14 protein-coding genes are annotated in these 18,972 nt (G+C 50.2%); 8 read left to right on the forward strand and 6 right to left on the reverse strand.

The window, feature by feature from the left end:
• The first annotated feature begins 16 nt into the window (after positions 1–16).
• Positions 17–313, forward strand: coding sequence for a hypothetical protein (locus tag ACY0JR_RS01515; protein WP_462632038.1), 297 nt, complete (start codon positions 17–19; stop codon positions 311–313).
• 77 nt (positions 314–390) lie between these two features.
• Here ACY0JR_RS01515 and ACY0JR_RS01520 read toward each other — a convergent pair whose 3' ends face one another.
• The 3 genes from ACY0JR_RS01520 to ispG all read right to left on the reverse strand — a co-directional run bounded on the left by ACY0JR_RS01520 (position 391) and on the right by ispG (position 3,088).
• A complete protein-coding gene (locus ACY0JR_RS01520; RefSeq protein WP_462632039.1) occupies positions 391–744 on the reverse strand; it encodes an MmcQ/YjbR family DNA-binding protein in 354 nt (117 codons plus the stop codon).
• 73 nt (positions 745–817) lie between these two features.
• Positions 818–988, reverse strand: a complete 171-nt coding sequence (locus tag ACY0JR_RS01525) for a DUF6728 family protein (protein ID WP_462632040.1) — start codon at positions 986–988, stop codon at positions 818–820.
• A 90-nt stretch (positions 989–1,078) separates the two neighbouring features.
• The gene (gene ispG, locus ACY0JR_RS01530) at positions 1,079–3,088 is read right to left on the reverse strand and encodes a (E)-4-hydroxy-3-methylbut-2-enyl-diphosphate synthase (RefSeq protein ID WP_462632042.1); all 2,010 of its coding nucleotides are present in this window, start codon (positions 3,086–3,088) and stop codon (positions 1,079–1,081) included.
• Positions 3,089–3,439: 351 nt separating this feature from the next.
• On the opposite strand from ispG, the gene ACY0JR_RS01535 reads away from it, so the two are divergent.
• Complete coding sequence (locus ACY0JR_RS01535) at positions 3,440–3,922, forward strand: hypothetical protein (RefSeq protein WP_462632043.1); 483 nt, start codon at positions 3,440–3,442, stop codon at positions 3,920–3,922.
• 91 nt (positions 3,923–4,013) lie between these two features.
• On the opposite strand, the gene ACY0JR_RS01540 is transcribed toward ACY0JR_RS01535, so the two are convergent.
• Positions 4,014–4,388 (reverse strand): hypothetical protein, encoded by a 375-nt coding sequence (locus ACY0JR_RS01540; RefSeq protein ID WP_462632044.1) that lies wholly within the window; start codon positions 4,386–4,388, stop codon positions 4,014–4,016.
• A gap of 292 nt (positions 4,389–4,680) precedes the next feature.
• On the opposite strand from ACY0JR_RS01540, the gene ACY0JR_RS01545 reads away from it, so the two are divergent.
• Entirely contained in the window at positions 4,681–5,181 is a 501-nt protein-coding gene (locus tag ACY0JR_RS01545; RefSeq protein WP_462632045.1) for a hypothetical protein, read from the forward strand.
• Positions 5,182–5,300: 119 nt separating this feature from the next.
• Here the strand turns inward: ACY0JR_RS01545 and ACY0JR_RS01550 are convergent, their stop codons facing one another.
• The gene (locus ACY0JR_RS01550) at positions 5,301–7,493 is read right to left on the reverse strand and encodes a glutamine synthetase III family protein (RefSeq protein WP_462632046.1); all 2,193 of its coding nucleotides are present in this window, start codon (positions 7,491–7,493) and stop codon (positions 5,301–5,303) included.
• A gap of 243 nt (positions 7,494–7,736) precedes the next feature.
• On the opposite strand from ACY0JR_RS01550, the gene ACY0JR_RS01555 reads away from it, so the two are divergent.
• Together ACY0JR_RS01555 and mtaB are read left to right on the forward strand one after the other, a co-directional pair.
• Complete coding sequence (locus ACY0JR_RS01555) at positions 7,737–9,584, forward strand: LTA synthase family protein (RefSeq protein WP_462632047.1); 1,848 nt, start codon at positions 7,737–7,739, stop codon at positions 9,582–9,584.
• A gap of 178 nt (positions 9,585–9,762) precedes the next feature.
• Positions 9,763–11,082 (forward strand): tRNA (N(6)-L-threonylcarbamoyladenosine(37)-C(2))-methylthiotransferase MtaB, encoded by a 1,320-nt coding sequence (mtaB, locus tag ACY0JR_RS01560; RefSeq protein ID WP_462632048.1) that lies wholly within the window; start codon positions 9,763–9,765, stop codon positions 11,080–11,082.
• A 273-nt stretch (positions 11,083–11,355) separates the two neighbouring features.
• Here the strand turns inward: mtaB and ACY0JR_RS01565 are convergent, their stop codons facing one another.
• Entirely contained in the window at positions 11,356–12,411 is a 1,056-nt protein-coding gene (locus tag ACY0JR_RS01565) for a bile acid:sodium symporter family protein (RefSeq protein ID WP_462632049.1), read from the reverse strand.
• A 528-nt stretch (positions 12,412–12,939) separates the two neighbouring features.
• Between ACY0JR_RS01565 and ACY0JR_RS01570 the strand changes: the two genes are divergently transcribed.
• From ACY0JR_RS01570 to ACY0JR_RS01580, 3 genes are all read left to right on the forward strand, one after another.
• The gene (locus ACY0JR_RS01570) at positions 12,940–15,375 is read left to right on the forward strand and encodes a TonB-dependent receptor domain-containing protein (protein ID WP_462632050.1); all 2,436 of its coding nucleotides are present in this window, start codon (positions 12,940–12,942) and stop codon (positions 15,373–15,375) included.
• A gap of 802 nt (positions 15,376–16,177) precedes the next feature.
• Positions 16,178–16,333 (forward strand): hypothetical protein, encoded by a 156-nt coding sequence (locus tag ACY0JR_RS01575; RefSeq protein WP_462632051.1) that lies wholly within the window; start codon positions 16,178–16,180, stop codon positions 16,331–16,333.
• A gap of 84 nt (positions 16,334–16,417) precedes the next feature.
• Positions 16,418–18,862: a TonB-dependent receptor gene (locus ACY0JR_RS01580; protein WP_462632052.1), complete on the forward strand. Its 2,445-nt coding sequence runs from the start codon at positions 16,418–16,420 to the stop codon at positions 18,860–18,862.
• The last annotated feature ends 110 nt before the right edge of the window (positions 18,863–18,972 follow it).

Consider the following 18,972-nt stretch of genomic DNA (forward strand, 5'->3'; position numbering starts at 1 on the left):
TTTCCTATCTTCAACTATGGTGAAACGATACAATATCATCCTCGGCATTGCCTTACTGGTAGCAGTGGGGGCAGGTTATTTCTTTAACAAGAACAGATATTTTCATACTACCACCAGAGAGGAAATAAGCCGGTCTATTTACGAAGACCTGGAAACAAAGAAAGACTGGCAAGTAGAATGGCACTACAATTATGAAGCCGGGTTCACCGCCGGATTAAGCACCTTAGGCCTAGGACTCATCTTAACCGGATTAGTAAGCCGGAAACGGTTAGGTTTCGCAAAAACAAGCCAACTTCAGAAGCGGGCTTTCTGATGCACCGATTAGGAAGTGCTTAGGGCAACTTCGTTTCACCATTCTTAGCAATGAAGGCTTTTTGAATGGAAGGGTGATTACAACCCTAATTCGGTTCGTTGCTTCTTTGGCAATCCCTGCACCACCAAATTATAAGAATGGTCAATGAGTTCTGGTAACAGGCCCATGGGTAGAAAAGCCTCTGGGAAGACGGTGTTCCAGTGTTTCTTGCTCATATGGTAGCCGGGTTGAATAGCCAGGTACTGCTCTCTTAATTCCACTGCCCGCTCCGGGTCACATTTCAGATTTACGCCCTCGGCGTAATTGTTCAGGCTGCACATCGCAAACATCTTTCCCGCTACTTTGAAGACCAAGTTATCTGGGCCGAAAGGCAAGGTTTCTTCTACGTGGGGTTTACTGAGGCAATATTCTCTGAATTCTTCTATGTTCATGGCAGGGAAGATAAATAAAAAAACCACTTGCTCAGGGAACAAGTGGTTCTAAAATTTAAAAATTCAGTAGCCCTTAACGGGTCATCAGTTTAATCATAAGGTAAACCAAGCCGCACAGGAACATGAGCATTGACACCTTGTTGATGGTGTGCATGGTGCGCAGGTTGAAATTGGTTTTACGGTTTGGGTCTTTCTTACGGAAGAAGTAGGTGGCTACTTCGGTGAAATCAAATAAACCTTTCATATAGGGTTGTCTCTAAAGTTTAGTGTTCATCTGTATATAAGTAGAACAACCTTAAGAAAGGAATGATTTACCTAAAACGCAATATATTTCTTAGGCCTCCATGCCTACCGGCTCATTCCAGTTGCCGTCTTCGCGTATGAGTTCAATCAATTCATCAACTGCTCGTTCTTCGGGCACCGACTTCTTGATGACCTGCTGCCCGCGGTATAATGCGATTTTGCCTTTTCCCACACCCACGTAACCGTAATCGGCATCAGCCATTTCACCGGGACCGTTCACAATGCAACCCATAATGCCAATCTTCACGCCTTTAAGGTGATCGGTGCGCTTTCTGATCATGGCAGTGGTTTCCTGGAGGTCGAACAAGGTGCGGCCACAGCTGGGGCAACTGATGTACTCGGTTTTGCTCATGCGCGTGCGAGCCGCCTGCAGAATCCCGAAAGCGAGTTTATTCAATCCTTCCAGCGTATAGCCCCACTCCTCTTTGGTGCGGAAGCTAAGGTCCTGGGCGCTCAATAACACCCCATCGCCAAAACCATCAATCAGGAGCCCTCCTACGTCTGTGGCGGCGTAAAGCTGAATCTGCTCATCGGTTAAGTCTTCATAGGAGCGCTTGATGATGACCGGCACCGGTTGTCCTTGGTTCATGAGCCGGATGAACGCTTTGCGCTGCTCAGGCATGGCGTGCTCGTTTTCCGTCTCCAGAAGCAACACCACGTCCGGCCGATTATGCAGCGTTTCTATGAAATCATTGGTTAATTGACCCAGGGAAACCTGTACGAAGTTAAGCTGCGGGTGCCAAGAATCGGCGGTTTCAAACTGGACGGCCGTATACAAAGGGTAGCGCTCTTCGCGCTGCTCGGCTTCCAGCCAGGCGGTGTAATCTACAATTTCTTTAAGGCCATTGGGCAGCATAAACGTGATGGGCGTGCTGCCGGTATACACGTAATCAGCGCCTTGGTCTGTCATGTGGAATTTGTCCAGCGAAGGCGAATAGATATGGCCTACCGGCCGAAGGTCTTCATAGGTGATTTCCTCCAAACGGCTTAAATCTGCCACTACGCGGGGCACGTTGTGGCCGCCCAAGTTCAGCACCTCACGCGTTTCGCGGCGGTGGTACTGGAACGGATTGTACGGCAGGTTGCAAATGGGCTTGATTGGCGTATGTCCGGCGCGAGTAGCGTAGCGGTCAATCAGCATTTTCGCCACGGGCGCCTCAAACTCCGGCGCTTCGGTGAGTGAAACCCGCACGGTATCGCCTAACCCATCCTCCAGCAACGTACCAATCCCTACAGCAGATTTCACTCGCCCGTCTTCGCCTTCGCCGGCTTCGGTTACGCCCAGGTGCAATGGGTACGGTTGCAAACCTTCTTCCTCCAGCTTCTGCACCAGCAAACGGTAAGCCTGCACCATTACCTGCGTGTTGCTGGCTTTCATGGATAAGACTACGTCATAGTAGTTCAGGTCTTCGCAGATGCGCAGGAACTCCAGGGCACTTTCTACCATGCCCAGCGGCGTATCGCCGTAGCGGCTCAGAATGCGGTCAGACAAGGAGCCGTGATTGGTGCCAATGCGCATGGCGGTGCCATATTCTTTGCAGATGTTCACCAGCGGCGTGAAGCGTTCGCGTATGCGGTCCAGCTCGGCCTGGTACGTGACATCTGTATAGTCAATCGTCTGGAATTTCTTTTTATCGGCGTAGTTACCGGGGTTCACGCGTACTTTCTCCACCAGACGGGCGGCCAACTCAGCGGCGTTAGGCGTGAAGTGGATGTCGGCAATCAAGGGAACGTTGTAGCCGCGCAGGCGGAGTTCTTTCTTGATGTTGCCCAGGTTTTCGGCTTCTTTTACGCTGGGGGCCGTAATACGCACGTACTCGCAACCTGCCTCCACCATTCTGATCACCTGCTCCACTGAACCCATGGTATCCATGGTGTCTACCGTGGTCATGGACTGCACGCGGATGGGATTGTCTCCGCCCATGGCGAGGTCTCCAATGCGCACTTCGCGCGATTTGCGGCGGGTATAATCCGTGAGGCTGGGGCAATAAATACCGCCTAAGGAAAGAGATTCTGTGTTCATGGGAAATGATGCGTCCATACTTCTTTAACCAAGTGCCAAACCGGTTTGTTCAGCATCGCTTCTGTAAAAGTACGACGTTTTTTTGAGCTGTGCGGTGCTCTAACCAAACGGCGCTCCTACAAAGCTTGCCTATGACTTCTTCCCAAGGTTAAAAAGAAGCTGGCGTTAAAATATTTTAAAGAATTTTATAAACTTCTTCCAGAAAAACGCTTTAATTTAAGATATTAAAGATCAGTCAGTACGTTGTGTACACAGAAGTTATTTCGGCTTTACGTACGGTTTACGCGCCCATTGCCCCGCTGAATTCTGGTACTGCCGGAAACACAGGCGTCTGGTAGGCGTACAATAAGGTTCTAAACCACTTTCATTATGTCTCTACTGTTTTTATCCCAAAGTCAACGTCAGGTAACTGCTTTGCTCCGGAAGGCAGGCATGGACAATATCAATATCCCCAACACCATTCAGATTACCCGCGAAACGGCCGAGCTGTGGCTGCACCAGGAAATGGAGCAGGGTAATTTGCCGCTGGTTTTCCAGATGGTGAAAGGCGATTGCCTGGAAAAAGATTCTCAGCTTCTCTTTGATGAATTAAAGGATCTGGTCACCGCCAAGTACATCGTGCGCATGGGCATGGAATACGACACCGCCTCTAAAATGGCCACCGTTATTCTGCCCTTCATCCTGAAATTAATGGTGGAGCTGATGCAGAAAAACCCCATGTTCAAGATGTGGTGGGACACCTTGGATCTCCGGAAGCACCTGCCCAGCAAAGAGGATATCAAGTCCACGATCAGAACCATGGGCAAATCCTTATCGGGGAAACAAGCCACAGACAACGGAGCCTTCGCCTGAGGCTCCTTTCTGTTTACCTCCTCTTTTTAGAAAAACGAGCCTTAAACAAAGTACCAGTTCAATTTCCGAGCGGAAGTTGTAAGTGGCTGATTTACTCCTGCTTTGTTTCGCCTTCTCTGAGCAAAGGATCTTCGGTGGAAGCGTTGGCCTCACCTTGTTCCTTCAACCGTTCTATCCGGTTCGCAATTCGGTCATGAATGCGGTTATCATCCAGATAGGTTTGCTGATCTAAGTCAAAGTCTGCCGGATTGAATTGCTGCGCCATTTCATGGAGTTGGAAGATGTAGGTATCAATTCTATTGATGGCTTCTGAGACGAACTCGCTGGCATGGTCGTTTTCCTCAGAGAGTCCTGCTTTCATCTCTTCAGCTTGCCTGATTTCCTGCTGAATAATGGTGGCGGGTGCGCTCCCCTCCATCCGTTCTCTGTCTAACCGTTTTTTGAATTCAGGAATATCAAAGTCCATGGGGGCTGCGTTCTAAAACTACACTATTTGTACTCGCAATACGTACTAAGGTGAAAGGAGTTAAGAGCTTGTTTTGAATTTCATCTTTACGCTGCAAACAATCATAATAAGAACCTGGATTTGCCTTTTTCCTGCCCCGTAGCGCTGCTACGTGTCTCAAAAAACGCTTCCTAAGAACCTTTATCTGGTCGTTTTCACTTGCAAACCTCAAATTTAAACAAGCTCTAAGGAATAAAATGTAAATTAACCCTTCAGCCCGCCGTAGTTCCAACCACCCTTAGCAACCTACCCCATGCCGGTTCCCTTTCTAAAACGAAGCCATGTTTTGGCGGCCCAGGTGCTGCACAAGGCTGGTTTAACGGTCCGCCAGATTCCGCAGGCCATTCAGATAGCACGCGACACGGCAGAACAGGTGCTGCGCAAAGAGTTGGAGGACGGCAATACCCAGCATGTGATCTCGGTGCTGAAGGGACATATACAAGAGAAAGGCCCAAAGTTGCTTTTCGACAAAGTCAAAGACCTGCTGCTGGTGCGCCTGATGCTGCATTTAGGCATCAGGAGCGCTTTGGCCACCAACATTGCCACCCTGGTTTTGCCTTTCGTGCTGAAAAGAGTGTTTGAACTGGCCCGTAAGAACCCTAGAATGCAGGAATGGTGGCAGGAACAGGAATTTCATCAACGGATGCCCAACCTGGAGACCATTAAATCCAGAATAAAGAACATGGGGCAGAAATTCACGCCTAACCGCCAGAAACCAACCCCCGACGGTGATGATCCGGCGCTCTTTCTCTAACATCACAGAATAAGCGGCGTTTTAGCCTTTGTTTGTTGAAAATACCCTCAAAACAATGTAGAAACAGAAAAGCCCCTACCATTGGCAGGAGCTTTTCTGTTTTATAAGAATAGGTAAGATTAATGGCGGAACAACATCTCGCGGTATTTCACCAATGGCCACTGCTCGTCTTCCACAATCAGTTCCAGTTTGTCTACGCTGTAACGCAGGGTATCAAAGAAGCCCAACACCTCGTCGGTGTACATGATGGCGCGCTCGCGGGTGTCCTCGATTTTATTGGCTACTTTGCGCTGCTCAATCATGGCATCTACGGTGGTCTTGATGGTGGTCAAGTGCCCCGATATGGTTTTGATGGTTTCCAGGGTAGTTTTGGTGTACTCATCGTCATCCAAGCCAATCTCGCGCAGCCCCTTAATGTTTTGAACCAATTTGGTCTGATACGCGATGGCGGTAGGAATGATGTGGTTCATGGCCAGGTCACCCATCACGCGGGATTCAATCTGCACACGCTTGATGTAGTCTTCCAGCAAAATCTCATGACGGGCGTGTAATTCACGGGCACTGAAGATGTTATGCTTGGTAAAGATCTCCATGGCGGTTTCATCTACCAGTTTGTCCAGGGCTTGCGGCGTCTTACGGATGTTGCTCAACCCACGGCGCTCGGCTTCTTCTTCCCACTCCTTGGAATAGCCGTTTCCTTCAAACCGGATGGCTTTGGAAGAAATCACGTACTCGCGCAACACATCTATAATAGCCACTTCTTTCTTCTTGCCCTGAGCGATCATCTCGTCCACGCTGTTTTTGAAGTCCACCAATTGGTCGGCGACAATGGCGTTTAGGGTGGTCATGGCGTTGGAACTGTTGGCCGAAGAACCTACGGCGCGGAACTCAAATTTATTACCGGTGAAAGCGAACGGCGAGGTACGGTTTCGGTCGGTGTTGTCCAGCAGGATTTCCGGAATTTTATCGATACCAAGTTTCAGGTACACGTTGTCGCCTTTGTCTAGCGGTAACTTGGCGGTACGCTCCAACTCGTCCAAAACCTCGGTCAATTTCTTCCCGATGAATACGGACATGATGGCCGGCGGAGCTTCGTTCGCGCCCAGGCGGTGGTCGTTGCTGGCCGAAGCGATGCTGGCGCGCAGCAAATCCGCGTAGCGGTGCACGGCTTTCACCGTGGTGATGAAGAAGGTAAGGAACTGCAGGTTTTCTTTAGGACGACGGCCAGGTGCGAAAAGGTTAACGCCGGTATCGGTACTAAGGGCCCAGTTGTTGTGCTTGCCACTTCCGTTTACGCCTTTGAATGGTTTCTCGTGCAACAATACCTTAAAGTGATGCTTTTCAGCAACTCTGTCCATGATATCCATTAACAGCTGGTTATGGTCAACGGCCAGGTTAGCATCTTCAAAGGTTGGAGCGCACTCAAACTGGTTAGGAGCTACCTCATTGTGGCGGGTTCTCAACGGAATACCCAGCTTGTGGGACTCGGCCTCAAAGTCAACCATGAACGCGTGTACGCGGGAAGGAATGGCCCCAAAGTAGTGGTCTTCCAACTGCTGGCCTTTGGCGGGCTCATGCCCGAACACGGTTCTGCCGGTCATGACCAAATCTGGACGGGCATCAAATAAGGCGCGGTCTACCAAGAAATATTCCTGCTCAATACCCAAGGTAGTGGTGACTTTGGTGACGTCTTTGTCAAAGTACTGGCAAACGTCCAATGCCGCTTTCTCTACCTGGTTCAGGCTTTTCAGCAAAGGGGCTTTGTAGTCAAGGGCCTCGCCGGTGTAAGAAACGAAGATGGTAGGAATACAAAGGGTCTTGGCTCCTGCGTTCTCAATAATGAAGGCCGGAGAGGTGGGGTCCCAGGCAGTATAGCCGCGGGCCTCAAACGTGTTCCGGATACCGCCGCTTGGAAAAGAAGAAGCATCTGGCTCCTGTTGTACCAAGGCACTTCCCTTGAATACTTCAATGGCGCGTCCGTCTGAGCTCAGGTCAAAGAAAGAATCGTGTTTCTCAGCGGTTTCGCCGGTAAGGGGCTGAAACCAGTGGGTGTAGTGGGTGGCGCCGCGGCTCAAGGCCCAGGTTTTCATGGCACCCGCCACCGCATCAGCTAAATTACGGTCTACTTTGCTGCCGGTTCTAATGGCAAACTGCAGGCGCTTGAAGTAGTCGCCGGCAAGGGTGGAACGCATGGCCTCAATGCCGAATACGTTGCTGCCATAATAATCAGAGATTTTGTCAGAAGGTAGCTTCACCTCTACTGGCGTGCGTTGGTTTACCAACTCAATTGCCTTAAAACGAAGAATGGCCATGAAATTTGTTTGGTTTTATAATCTGCTTCAAATGTAGGAGAGAAAATTTTACTTACAAGCACACCCCTTTAATTTTAACGGCATTTTTTATCAACACACCCCAAATTATCACAGAACTACTCTCATTTCAGATGCCTTTTTCAGAAAACAAGCTACTTTCAGCAGAAAAACCCCTCTAAAATAATACCTCCTCTGTAAAAGGCATCCTTTTTGCAGATGCTCTATTAGCGGTATATTTGACCTGTGAAACGAATACTTACCAGATCCATCAGCTACTTTCTGTTCTGGACTCTCTTTTTTGAGATTTGCCGGGCTTTTTTCCTTCTCTACCAGCATTCCAAAGCCGCTACCTTAACTGCCGCTGAACTTGGCAAAGTCTTTTGGTATGGCTTCCGGATGGACTTATCCTTTGCCGCCTACCTGAGCGTGATCCCCTTTCTGCTGTTTCTCAACGAAGCCGCCTTTAGAAAGAAAGTGTTTCTGACCCTGATCAATGGCTTTACCTATGTGCTGCTCCCGCTGCTGGTGCTGTTGGTGACCATTGACCTGGAACTGTACTCGGCGTGGGGCTTTCGGCTGGATTCTACGCCCCTGCAATACCTGAACACGCCCGCCGAGATGCTGGCATCTACGGCCTCGGCCCCGGTGTGGCTTTTAGCGCTCTCTTATATAGGGTTGCTGGTGATAGGAGCGGCAGCTTACACGTACCTCCAACGAAAATGGGCTGTTTCTCCCAAAAGAAGCACCAAACAACTGGCGGCTGAATTATTGCTGAGTTTCTTTCTGCTGGCGTTGCTGGTGCTGCCCATCAGAGGCGGCTGGCAGCAGATCCCGCTGAACCAAAGCGACGTGTATTTTTCCCAGAAGATTTTCGCGAACCATGCGGGCGTGAACGTACCCTGGAATGTGATGCACTCGGTCATCAAGAAGAACCACAACACCAAGAGCCCTTACCAGTACCTGGACGAGCAAAAGGCGCACACCCTGGTGCAGGAACTGTATCAGCCTAAAAGTGATTCTATTCCTTCTTTGCTGAAGATAAAACGGCCTAACGTCTTATTTATCATTCTGGAAAGCTATACCGCAAAGTTTATTGGCGCCCTGGGTGGCCCTGCCGAGGTGACTCCTAATTTCAACGCCTTAGCCAAAGAAGGAATCCTTTTCAATCACATCTATGCCGCCGGGGATAGAAGCGAAAAAGGCATGGTGGCGCTTCTGAGCGGTTATCCCGTGCAGACCACGACCTCCATCATCAAAACGCCAAGAAAGACCGAACGCCTGCCCCAGTTTGCGGCCGAATTGAAAAGATTAGGCTACAGCACCAGCTATTATTACGGCGGCGAATTGGCCTTCGCGAACATTAAATCTTACCTCATCAATGGGCAGTACGACAAACTGGTGGAGAAATCAGATTTTAGCAGCGAGAACTACAACTCCAAGTGGGGCGTGCATGACCATATTCTGTTCGACAAAGTACTTGCCGACCACCAACACCCCAAAGAACCGTTCCTCACCACCATTTTTACCCTCAGCAGCCATGAGCCATATGATATTCCCATTCCCGCTAAGTTTCCGGGAAACGATGAAGAAACGCAGTTCAAGAATGCTTTCCACTACACCGATTGGGCCCTGGGCCGGTTTATAGTTGCTGCCAAGAAAATGCCCTGGTGGCAGAACACCCTGGTTGTTCTAGTAGCCGATCACGGGCACCACTTCCCCGGAAGAGATCAGAATGACGCCCCCAGTAAATTCCGGATTCCGCTTCTATTAACTGGCGGTGCATTGGCGGTAAGAGATTCCGTAGTGACGAATATAGGTTCACAGACGGATCTGGTACCTACCCTGTTGCAACAGTTCGGCTTGCCCACGCACCACTTTGCCTGGAGCAAAAACTTACTAGACGCCAAAGCCACGCCCTTCGCGTTTTACGTCTTCAATGACGGTTTCGGGATGGTAACACCGCAAGGAGTAGTCACCTTTGACAACGTAGCCCAGCGCCCTATCCTGCGGGAGGCAGGAGTCACAGACCAACAGGTGGAACAAGGGAAAGCCTACATGCAAAGCAGCTTCGGTGATTTTTTGAAGAAGTAATTTTTGGTGGTTGGTTGTTTGTTGTTAAGTGATAAAATCAAGACTGAGTCCTTTTAAGGAAAAGCGTTGCTGAAAGGCTGTTTTCTGGAAAACAGCCCCAAAACAAACCTCTAACTGACAACTATCAACCAACAACTAAAAACTATTTCCCCATTCTCCGTATCTTTGCACCTTGATTATGAAAAAGGTAGCATTTTATACATTAGGCTGTAAGCTCAATTTCTCTGAGACTTCTACCCTCTCCAGAATCTTTCAGGAGCGCGGTTTTGAGAAGGTAGAGTTTACCGATACGCCCGATATTTACGTCATTAACACGTGCTCCGTCACAGACAACGCCGATAAGAAGTGCCGCAAAGTGGTGAAGGAAGCGCTCAAGCATTCGCCCAACGCGTTTATCACCATTGTAGGCTGCTACGCCCAATTGAAACCCAAAGAGATTTCCGAGATTCCCGGCGTGGATGCCGTATTGGGTGCCGCCGAGAAGTTTCAGTTGGTAGACATTTTGGAGACGTTTGATAAGAAGGACGCGCCGCAGGTACATGCCAGTCCGGTATCGGAGGCCAACACGTTTGTGAACGCCTACTCCTTCGGGGACCGTACCCGCACCTTCCTGAAAGTACAGGACGGCTGTGACTATTCCTGTACCTTCTGCACCATTCCGCAGGCCCGCGGCAAATCAAGAAGCAACACCATTGAGAAAGTAGTGGCCGAGGCCCGCAGCATCGGGGATTCTGGCGTGAAAGAGATTGTTTTGACCGGCGTAAACACCGGCGATTTCGGGTTGCAGGAAGGCGTACGCAAAGAAAATTTCTTCCAGTTGGTGCAGGCCTTGGACCAGGTAGAGAACGTGAACCGCTTCCGGATTTCGTCTATCGAGCCTAATCTGTTAAGTGAAGAGATCATCAACTTCGTAGCAGGTTCTCAGCGCTTTATGCCTCACTTCCACGTACCCTTGCAATCGGGCAGCAACAAGATTCTGAAACTGATGCGCCGCCGGTATCTGCGGGAACTGTACGCACAGCGGGTGAGCTGGATTAAGGCCGCCATGCCGCACGCCTGCATCGGCGTGGATGTGATTGTAGGCTTTCCGGGTGAGACTGAAGAAGATTTCTTGGAGACCTACAACTTCCTGAATGGCTTAGACATCAGCTACCTGCACGTGTTCCCATACTCCGAGCGCGCCAATACCATGGCCTTGGATTTACCTGGCGTGGTACCGCAGAAAGAACGTAACCGCCGCGCAGATATGCTGCGCATTCTTTCAGAGAAAAAGAAGCGCGCTTTCTACGAGAGCCAGATCGGCTACGAAGGCCGCGTTCTCTTTGAAGCTGATATCACCGACGGGTACATGGAAGGCTTCACCGAGAATTATGTGCGCGTAGTGGCCAAATACGACCCGGTTCTGGTGAACGAGCAGAAACACGTTCGCCTTACCAACCTCACCCCGGCAGGACTTATGGAAGCCGAAGAAACCTATCATGAATTGTTGGCTCATTAAGAGCCTCGAAATTCCTGTTACATGATTGAAGGTCCAGCTATGTTAGACATAGCTGGACCTTTTGCTTTCTACATAATGAGCACCTTCCCTTATTTTGTCATCTTGGAAAGATCTTGTAGGCAAACGGTAATAGCGTTAACTACTAAGCCTTTCTAGTTCGCTCACAAGATCCTTTCAGGATGACAGTGAAGGAGAAAAAGAGAGAAGTGACAGAAAAGAGAATATTAAGCTTATCGTTTCCAACCTGGTTTCCCAAAAACAGCCTGAAAAACCTCAGCCTTTTTCAGTAGTAACACTGGTCTGCCGGGCCATGCGCTGGGCCAGAACACTGGCAGCAATTAATTGCAGGGCGTGGTACAACATGAGTGGCAGAAGGATGATCCCTACAATGTTGGCATCTGGGAAAATCACCTTGGACATGACCGTGCCGTGGACCAGCGATTTTTTGGAGCCGCAGAAAATGGCCGTAATCCGGTTTTCGCGGGAGAAACCTAGCGCGGTACTGAGCACATGAATCAATCCGAAGACCAGGAAGAATAAGGCCACCATGGCGCCTCCCAGCAGTAGCAGTTGGGTGGCGCTGTAGCCTTTGAACATTTCGCGGACGAAGGAATCGCAGAAGGAGGAATAGACGATGAGCAGGATAATGGTCTGGTCAAAGAGCCGCAGCCGGCCTTTCTGCTGCTCGGCAAAGGCTCCGAACCGCTTGTTCAGCAACACGCCCAACGTAACCGGTAACAGCACCTGCAGCATCAACTTCAGGATAATACTACCCAAATCCATGTCGGCGGTAGAGCTGGTGCTCATGAACAGTCCCATCCAGAGCGGTGTCATGAATACCCCAATCAGGCTGGAAATACTGGCATTGAAGATGGCCGACGGAATGTTTCCGCCCGCTATGGACACCATCACCACCGAGGATGAAACCGTAGACGGCAAAGCTGCCACGTAGAAAACGCCTAACCACAGCAACTGATTTTCTTGGTCGGCTAACAGCAGATGAGCCACGTACACCAGCAAAGGAAACAGCAGAAACGTGCTCAACTGCACCACCAAATGCAGCCGCCAATCACTGAGCCCGGCCTTGAGTTTGGCGGGGCTTAACCGCAGGCCGTAGAAAAAGAAGATGAGCGAAACACCGTACGTCGTGATTTCTTCCAGCGGCAGCGGTCCGTTTTCTTCGCCCAATTCAGGCCATAGGTAGGCGAGCACAATCATCGCCAGCAAGGCCAGCAAAAAGGCATCCAGGCCAATTCTTTTCAGAAATCCCGTTTCGGGTTTATTTTCTTTTTGTGGTACTAATGGCGGGGCAGGTGTTTCTGGACGCATGAACCAAATAAATGAGGTGCTACATTTTGTCTGTTGAGCAAAGTACGGGCAAAATGGCCAAACTGGTCAAACCTGCAAAGAAACTATTGCATCTGTTGTCAGTTGATTGTTCCTCCTCGGCTGAAGAAAGCCCTCAAGGTTGAACGCTTCTCATCTTCCAGTTAAGAGCTGATTTCTGCAAAACAGCCTCAAAACACCAGTGAGCCCTCCCCGAGCATAAGAACTTCTGACACAATTTTTTTGAAGTTCCGGTACGGTCTGCCTGTTCTATTGCGAACATAATCTGTCCGGTTCTGAACATAATACAACATCTATTTTATACATAAAAAACTGATTATCAAATAATAAAGCATCAACCAGGTTTTTGGCAAGAATTTGACATAAGGGAAAGCGTGATGTAGATGGTCTGAAAATTAAATGAAGCGCTTAGGCAACCATCAGACAAATGTCTTCATCTATGGAGTATCAGCTGAACAAAGAGAAACTGGGCCCTCCTTTTATTCACGCGTTCAAACCCTTTCAACTTCCATGAAAAAATTAGTACACCTCCTGTTTTTCAGCTTTCTCTGTTGCACCGTGCAATCCCTCTTCGCGCAAAGCGCCGGGCTGCTGACCGGTAAATTGAAAGACGAAAAGGGCGAAGTTCTTTCCTACGGCACCGTTTCGCTGCTTAAGATGCCCGAGGCATCGGTGGTAAACGGGGCTGGAATTGAAGTGGACGGAACCTTCAAAATGCCCGCTCCGGCCCCCGGCTCTTACCTGCTGCGCATCAGCGCAATGGGATATGCCGCCCTGGACACCCCTCCTTTCACGGTAACGGCGGGCGGGTTCAGCAAAGATTTCGGGACGATGGTTCTGAAAACTGACAGCAAGCTGCTGAAGGAAGTGACCGTGGAAGCCATGCGGCCCACCATTGTGAACCACCCAGACAAGATGGTGGTGAGCGTGGAGGGAACGGCCATGGCGGCGGGCAGTACGGCGCTGGAAGTTCTTTCCAAGGCACCCGGCGTGTGGGTGGACCAAGACGGGAGCATCCAACTGAACGGTAAAGCCGGGGTGCGCATGATGATTGACGGCAAGCTCACCTATCTCACCGGCAAGCAACTACAGACCATGTTGCAGAGTATGCCCGCCGAAAACATCAAAGACCTGGAAATCATCAGCAATCCGTCCTCCAAATATGACGCTGAGGGCAATTCTGGCATCATCAATCTTAACCTGAAGCGCAACACCCAGGTAGGCATGAACGGCAGTGTGTACACCGGCTACCAGTTCAACGGGCACCACGGGTTCAACTCCGGTGCCAACGTGAATTATAAAACCAGCCGCTGGAGCTCCTTCGCGAATGTAGATGTATCGCGGCGCGTGAACCTGCGCACCAACACCATGACCCGCGTGTTCAACAGTGAAGAAGGCCGCACTACCTTTGACCAAAATGGCAATGAGCTGGGCGTGCGCCTGGTTCCCTCCCTCCGCGCCGGCACCGACTATGACTTCAACGACCGCCACAGCATTGGCGGCACCGCCAACTACACCACCTTAACCTGGGACAACAGGTATGACACAGATACCCACCTGCGGAACGGGAACCAACTGGAAGACCAGTTCATCAAAGCCAATAACCGGGTAGACGGCAGCTACTACAACATTACCCTGAACGGCCATTACGTGTTCAAGATAGACACGCTGGGTTCTTCGCTCTCCGCAGACGTGGACTATGTGCAGATCAAAGACCAGGACAATTCCCGCTTCCTGAACACCTTTGCCTATCCCAATGCCTCCAAACCTACGGAGGTACAAAGCCTGGGCAGCGACAACCCCACCAAATACCACATCTATTCGGCCAAGGCCGATTACACGAAGAAATTCCAAAACAAGAGCAAACTGGAGGCCGGGGTTAAAACCAGCTACGTGACCTCAGACAACCAGCTCAAGTTCTTTTCCCTGGAAGGCAGCACCCAAGTGAACGACCCTACCCGCAGCAACCATTTCATCTACAAAGAGAACATCTACGCGGGCTACGTGAACTACACCATGAGTTTGGGAGCCAAATGGAGCGTGCAAACCGGTCTGCGGGCCGAGCATACCGTTTCTGAGGGATATTCCAAAACGCTGGACCAAACCACGCCACGCGAGTACCTCAACTTCTTCCCCAGCGTATTTGTGCAGCAGAAAGTAAGTGACAACTACCAACTCACCTACAACTACAGCCGTCGCATCAATCGGCCTAACTACGGTTCCCTGAACCCGTTCATCTTCTACCTGGACCCCTTGACCTGGGCGCAGGGTAACCCTTACCTGAAGCCACAGTACTCCAACGCCTTTGAGGTAGCTCAAACGTTCAAGAACACCTACATTCTGACGCTTGGCTACTCCAAGACCACTGATTTCGTGGCCGAGATTCCGGAGCAGAACACCCAAAACAACACCACTGTTTTCGGGCCCCGCAATGTAGATGACTTTGATTCATACTTCGGCACGCTGGTGGCTCCTGTGAAAATCTCGAACAAATGGGACATCAACAACAACGTGACGCTGGGTTACCAGTCCTACGCCTTAACTATTAAAAACAAAGTGCAGGAAAACAAGCAGTTCTATTACATGCTCAACTCCAACCACACGCTGCAACTGCCCAAGAAAGTTAAGATGGAACTGAACGCAGGCTACCAGGGGCCAGCCGCCTATGGCCTCTATATCATAGAGCGCAACTGGTGGCTTGACGCCGCCGTGAAGCGCTCTTTCCTGAGCGACCAACTGGAAGCCTCTCTGGCCGTGACTGACATCTTTAGAACCCGCAAGGTGATAGGTTCCGCCAACTTCGACGGCAACGTCAACGCCTTTGACCAGTACTTCGGGGCGCAAAGCGTCCGGCTCAACCTGCGCTACCGGTTCAACAAAGGCCAGAAGTTCGAAATGCAACGCCGCAACACCACCCTGGAAGAATCTAACCGTGCCGGTGGCTGATAATATTAGCTACATGTTTCGGGGCTGTATTACGGTAAACAGCCCCGAAACATCGAATAACTTTTATGTTTGAGTTGATGATTGATGCTGGAGAGAATAGGCTTGATTAGGTTGATGGCGGAGAGACGCTCGCAGGTCTGAAGACGCTACGAGGTCTTAGGAGCTGTCTTGCAGAAAATGGCCCAGAAACGTAATTCACAATTCAGCAAACATCTTTGAAGCCCTCGCTTCACGGAAGTTGCAAACTTCCGGTCATGGTAGGTCCAAGTCACAGACTTGAACCATGTTTCCTAATGGGAATGCGTTTGATCTGCTTGTGTAAACATGCCCCTTCGTCCCCTTCAAAGGGGAAGTATCTGCTTTAGAGGGTAGAAATCCATTCTGCTACTTTCCCCTTACCAGTCTTTCCCGAGCGCGCCTCGCTTTTGGCCATAGACAGACAATAGCTAAGAGAGACAAACAGTGCAGGCCGAAAGGGCAGTGCGAGAGGGGAAGACGGGGCCTCGCGGCCGTGAGCGCTTACCAGAAAAGATGAAACAACCCAGCACTTGCACCCACGCAGTAAGCTTACAAGCCAAGGGAACAGCAAACTACTTGCACCAAAGCTTCTTGCTAGAAGGGTAGTCCTTCAGGTTGTTGGTGATAACACCAACAACGGCGAAATCACCGCACCGCATTCCCCACCCCAAACACTCAAAAAAAATATTTTAAAAATTTCCAAACAGTACCTTGCGTTACATAGTACCTTATAGTATATTTGTTTCATCCTTAGAGGTTACTCCTACAAAAACAAAATACAGCCATGGAAACCCAAACCCTCCTCCAGCTCTTATTTCAGGTGATGCTCTTTTTAGGTTCATTCACGGCTATCGTGTTTGGCTATGTCTACCTGACTTCTACCCATGGTGCCTCCCGCGTGAAGAAAGCCGTTGCTGCCCCAGAGACGTTCTGGTTGTAGTCCGCCGGGCTTTTTTTTTCTACATGTACCTTGCATAACACAGTACTATACACATTAAACATCATCCCATAAACACCTACTGCCATGAAAAAGCTATACAACTTCCTCCTCTTACTGGCCGCCCTGGCTTTCCTGACCCAGGCCGCCCTGGCCCAAACCCCTGGTTCCCTCACCGGCTTGGTGGTAGATGAAAAAGGCGAACCGCTCCCCTACGGCACCGTGTCCCTGCTGAAAGCCGCCGATGCGTCTTTGCTCACCGGCACCGCCATTGAACTGAATGGTACCTTTAAACTGAAAACCCCCGCTCCCGGCAAATACCTGCTCCGCATCAGCGCCATGGGTTTTGCCAATCAGGACTTGCCTGCGGTAGAGGTTTCCTCTATCGGTTTTTCGCGTGATTTCGGAAGAATTGCCTTGAAACAGGATGCCAAGGTGCTCAAAGAAGTGACCGTACAGAACCTACGGCCCAGCGTAGATGTGCAGGCCGATAAAATGGTGGTGAGTGTGGAAGGAACGGCCATGGCGGCGGGCAATACCGCCTATGATGTGCTGGCGAAGTCGCCGGGCGTGTGGGTGGACCAGGACGGCAACATCCAGCTGAACGGAAAACAAGGCGTAAAGGTGATGATTGATGGTAAACTGACTTACCTGGACGGAAAACAACTCCAGACCATGCTGCAAGGCATGCCCGCCGATAATCTGAAGAACCTGGAAATCATCGCCAACCCATCGGCTAAGTTTGACGCCGAGGGCTCTGCGGGCATCATTAACCTGAACCTGAAGAAAAACACGCTGGACGGCCTGAACGGAAGCGTGTACGCCGGTTACCAGAACAACACGAAAAGTGGCGGAAACGGTGGCCTGAACCTTAACCTGAAACAAGGTAAATGGAGTTCTTTTGCTTCTGTTGATGTGGCGCAACGGCCTTACCGCAGAGATTTTACCATGAACCGCACCTTCTTCAACGCCGAGGGGGAAAATGCAACCCTTGCTCAGAAAGGGCAGGAAAACGGCTATACTTTTGCCCCTAATGCCCGTTTCGGAACTGATTATGACCTGAACAAAAACCATAGTGTGGGAGCATCGGTGAATGTATCTTATTCCCGCCCTAACTCCGGGGTGAACACCAACTCCACCTTGCTGGACCCAAAAGAAGACGGCCCCATCACAAACCAAACATTCACCCATAACAAACGGAAGTTCTATAGTGCCACCTTCAACGCGCATTACGTGGGCAAACTAGATACCCTGGGCACCACGCTTTCCGCTGATGTAGACGTAGCCAGAATCAAAGACCATGGCCTTAGCGACTTTTTAAACTTCAAGACCCATGTTTCTGATGGCTCTGTAGAGGAAGAGTACTTTGAGAACGACAATCCTACCGCTTACCAGATTTACTCAGCCAAGGTAGATTATGCAAGGCCTTTCCCTTCCATCAAAGGCAAGCTGGAACTGGGCGCGAAAGCCAGCTACGTGGAGTCTGACAACCAGATAGATTTCTTCACCCTGGAAGGTTCTACCCGCGTGCCAGACCAGAAACGCAGAGGCGACCACTTCATCTATGACGAAAACATCTACGCCGCCTACTCCAACTTCAGCGCCAGCCTGAATCCTAAATTCACGTTGCAGGCCGGACTCCGGGCCGAGTACACTGACTCCAAAGGCAACTCAATTCCTGAGCAAAAAGTGACACCCCGCTCCTACCTGGATTTGTTCCCCAGCGTGTTTGTGCAGCAAAAAGTCTCTGAGAACTACCAGATTGGCTACAATTACAGCCGCCGCATTTACCGTCCGCGCTACAGCAACCTAAACCCTTTCCGGTTCTACATTGACGCCAACACCTACGCCCAAGGCAACCCGTACCTGAAACCCGAGTACACCAATTCCTTCCAGGTAACCCAGACGTTCCGGAAAAACTATAACCTGATCATCGGCTACGCCCACACTAAAGATGATATCTCTGAAGTTCCTGCCTTCTATCCTGAGACAAACTCCATGGTATTCCAACAGCGCAACGTAGAGAGCAAAACTGCCAATATCACGGTGGTGGCACCAGTAACCGTGACCTCCAAGTGGAACATGAACAACAACGTGACCGTGGCTTACCAGAACTACACCACCATAGTAGACGAGAAAGCCATTTTCAACGCCCAGACCATGTTAACGGCCCAAACCAACCACAACATTTTGTTACCCAAAAACTTTAAAGTGGAAGTGAACGGCAATTACCGCAGCAAAGGCGTGTTCAACGTGTACAAAACAGATCCTGCCGGCTGGGTAGATGTGGCCGTAAAAAGGTCCTTCCTGAAAGACCAACTGGATGCAAGCCTGGCCCTAACCGATATTTTCAGAACCCAAATCATGAAAGGTACCTCTGAAGTGAATGGCAACTTAAACAAAATAAACATGTACCAATTTGGCCAGGGAGTACGCCTGAACCTACGCTACCGCTTCAACAAAGGCGAGAAATTTGAGATGAAGAAACGCGCCACCAACCTGGACGAGGTGAACCGCGCCGGCGGAAATTAATCTTCCTACCCCGCAGGTTCTACCCCTTACCATTTATTTTCTTAAATTAGAGCCCAAACAACAAATCAGGGGCCGCGAAAAGATGGTCGCGGTCCCTGATTTCATTTTCA

It is taken from the genome of Rufibacter sp. JT3400010 (assembly GCF_054956755.1).

Excerpts from the sequence above, each read along its gene's own strand:
- ACY0JR_RS01565 (WP_462632049.1), bottom strand. The coding sequence starts at position 12,411 with ATGCGTCCAGAAACACCTGCCCCGCCATTAGTACCACAAAAAGAAAAT.
- ACY0JR_RS01545 (WP_462632045.1), top strand. The coding sequence starts at position 4,681 with ATGCCGGTTCCCTTTCTAAAACGAAGCCATGTTTTGGCGGCCCAGGTG.
- ACY0JR_RS01570 (WP_462632050.1), top strand. The coding sequence starts at position 12,940 with ATGAAAAAATTAGTACACCTCCTGTTTTTCAGCTTTCTCTGTTGCACC.
- ACY0JR_RS01525 (WP_462632040.1), bottom strand. The coding sequence starts at position 988 with ATGAAAGGTTTATTTGATTTCACCGAAGTAGCCACCTACTTCTTCCGT.
- ACY0JR_RS01580 (WP_462632052.1), top strand. The coding sequence starts at position 16,418 with ATGAAAAAGCTATACAACTTCCTCCTCTTACTGGCCGCCCTGGCTTTC.
- ispG (WP_462632042.1), bottom strand. The coding sequence starts at position 3,088 with ATGGACGCATCATTTCCCATGAACACAGAATCTCTTTCCTTAGGCGGT.
- ACY0JR_RS01520 (WP_462632039.1), bottom strand. The coding sequence starts at position 744 with ATGAACATAGAAGAATTCAGAGAATATTGCCTCAGTAAACCCCACGTA.
- ACY0JR_RS01535 (WP_462632043.1), top strand. The coding sequence starts at position 3,440 with ATGTCTCTACTGTTTTTATCCCAAAGTCAACGTCAGGTAACTGCTTTG.
- ACY0JR_RS01540 (WP_462632044.1), bottom strand. The coding sequence starts at position 4,388 with ATGGACTTTGATATTCCTGAATTCAAAAAACGGTTAGACAGAGAACGG.
- ACY0JR_RS01550 (WP_462632046.1), bottom strand. The coding sequence starts at position 7,493 with ATGGCCATTCTTCGTTTTAAGGCAATTGAGTTGGTAAACCAACGCACG.
- mtaB (WP_462632048.1), top strand. The coding sequence starts at position 9,763 with ATGAAAAAGGTAGCATTTTATACATTAGGCTGTAAGCTCAATTTCTCT.
- ACY0JR_RS01515 (WP_462632038.1), top strand. The coding sequence starts at position 17 with ATGGTGAAACGATACAATATCATCCTCGGCATTGCCTTACTGGTAGCA.
- ACY0JR_RS01575 (WP_462632051.1), top strand. The coding sequence starts at position 16,178 with ATGGAAACCCAAACCCTCCTCCAGCTCTTATTTCAGGTGATGCTCTTT.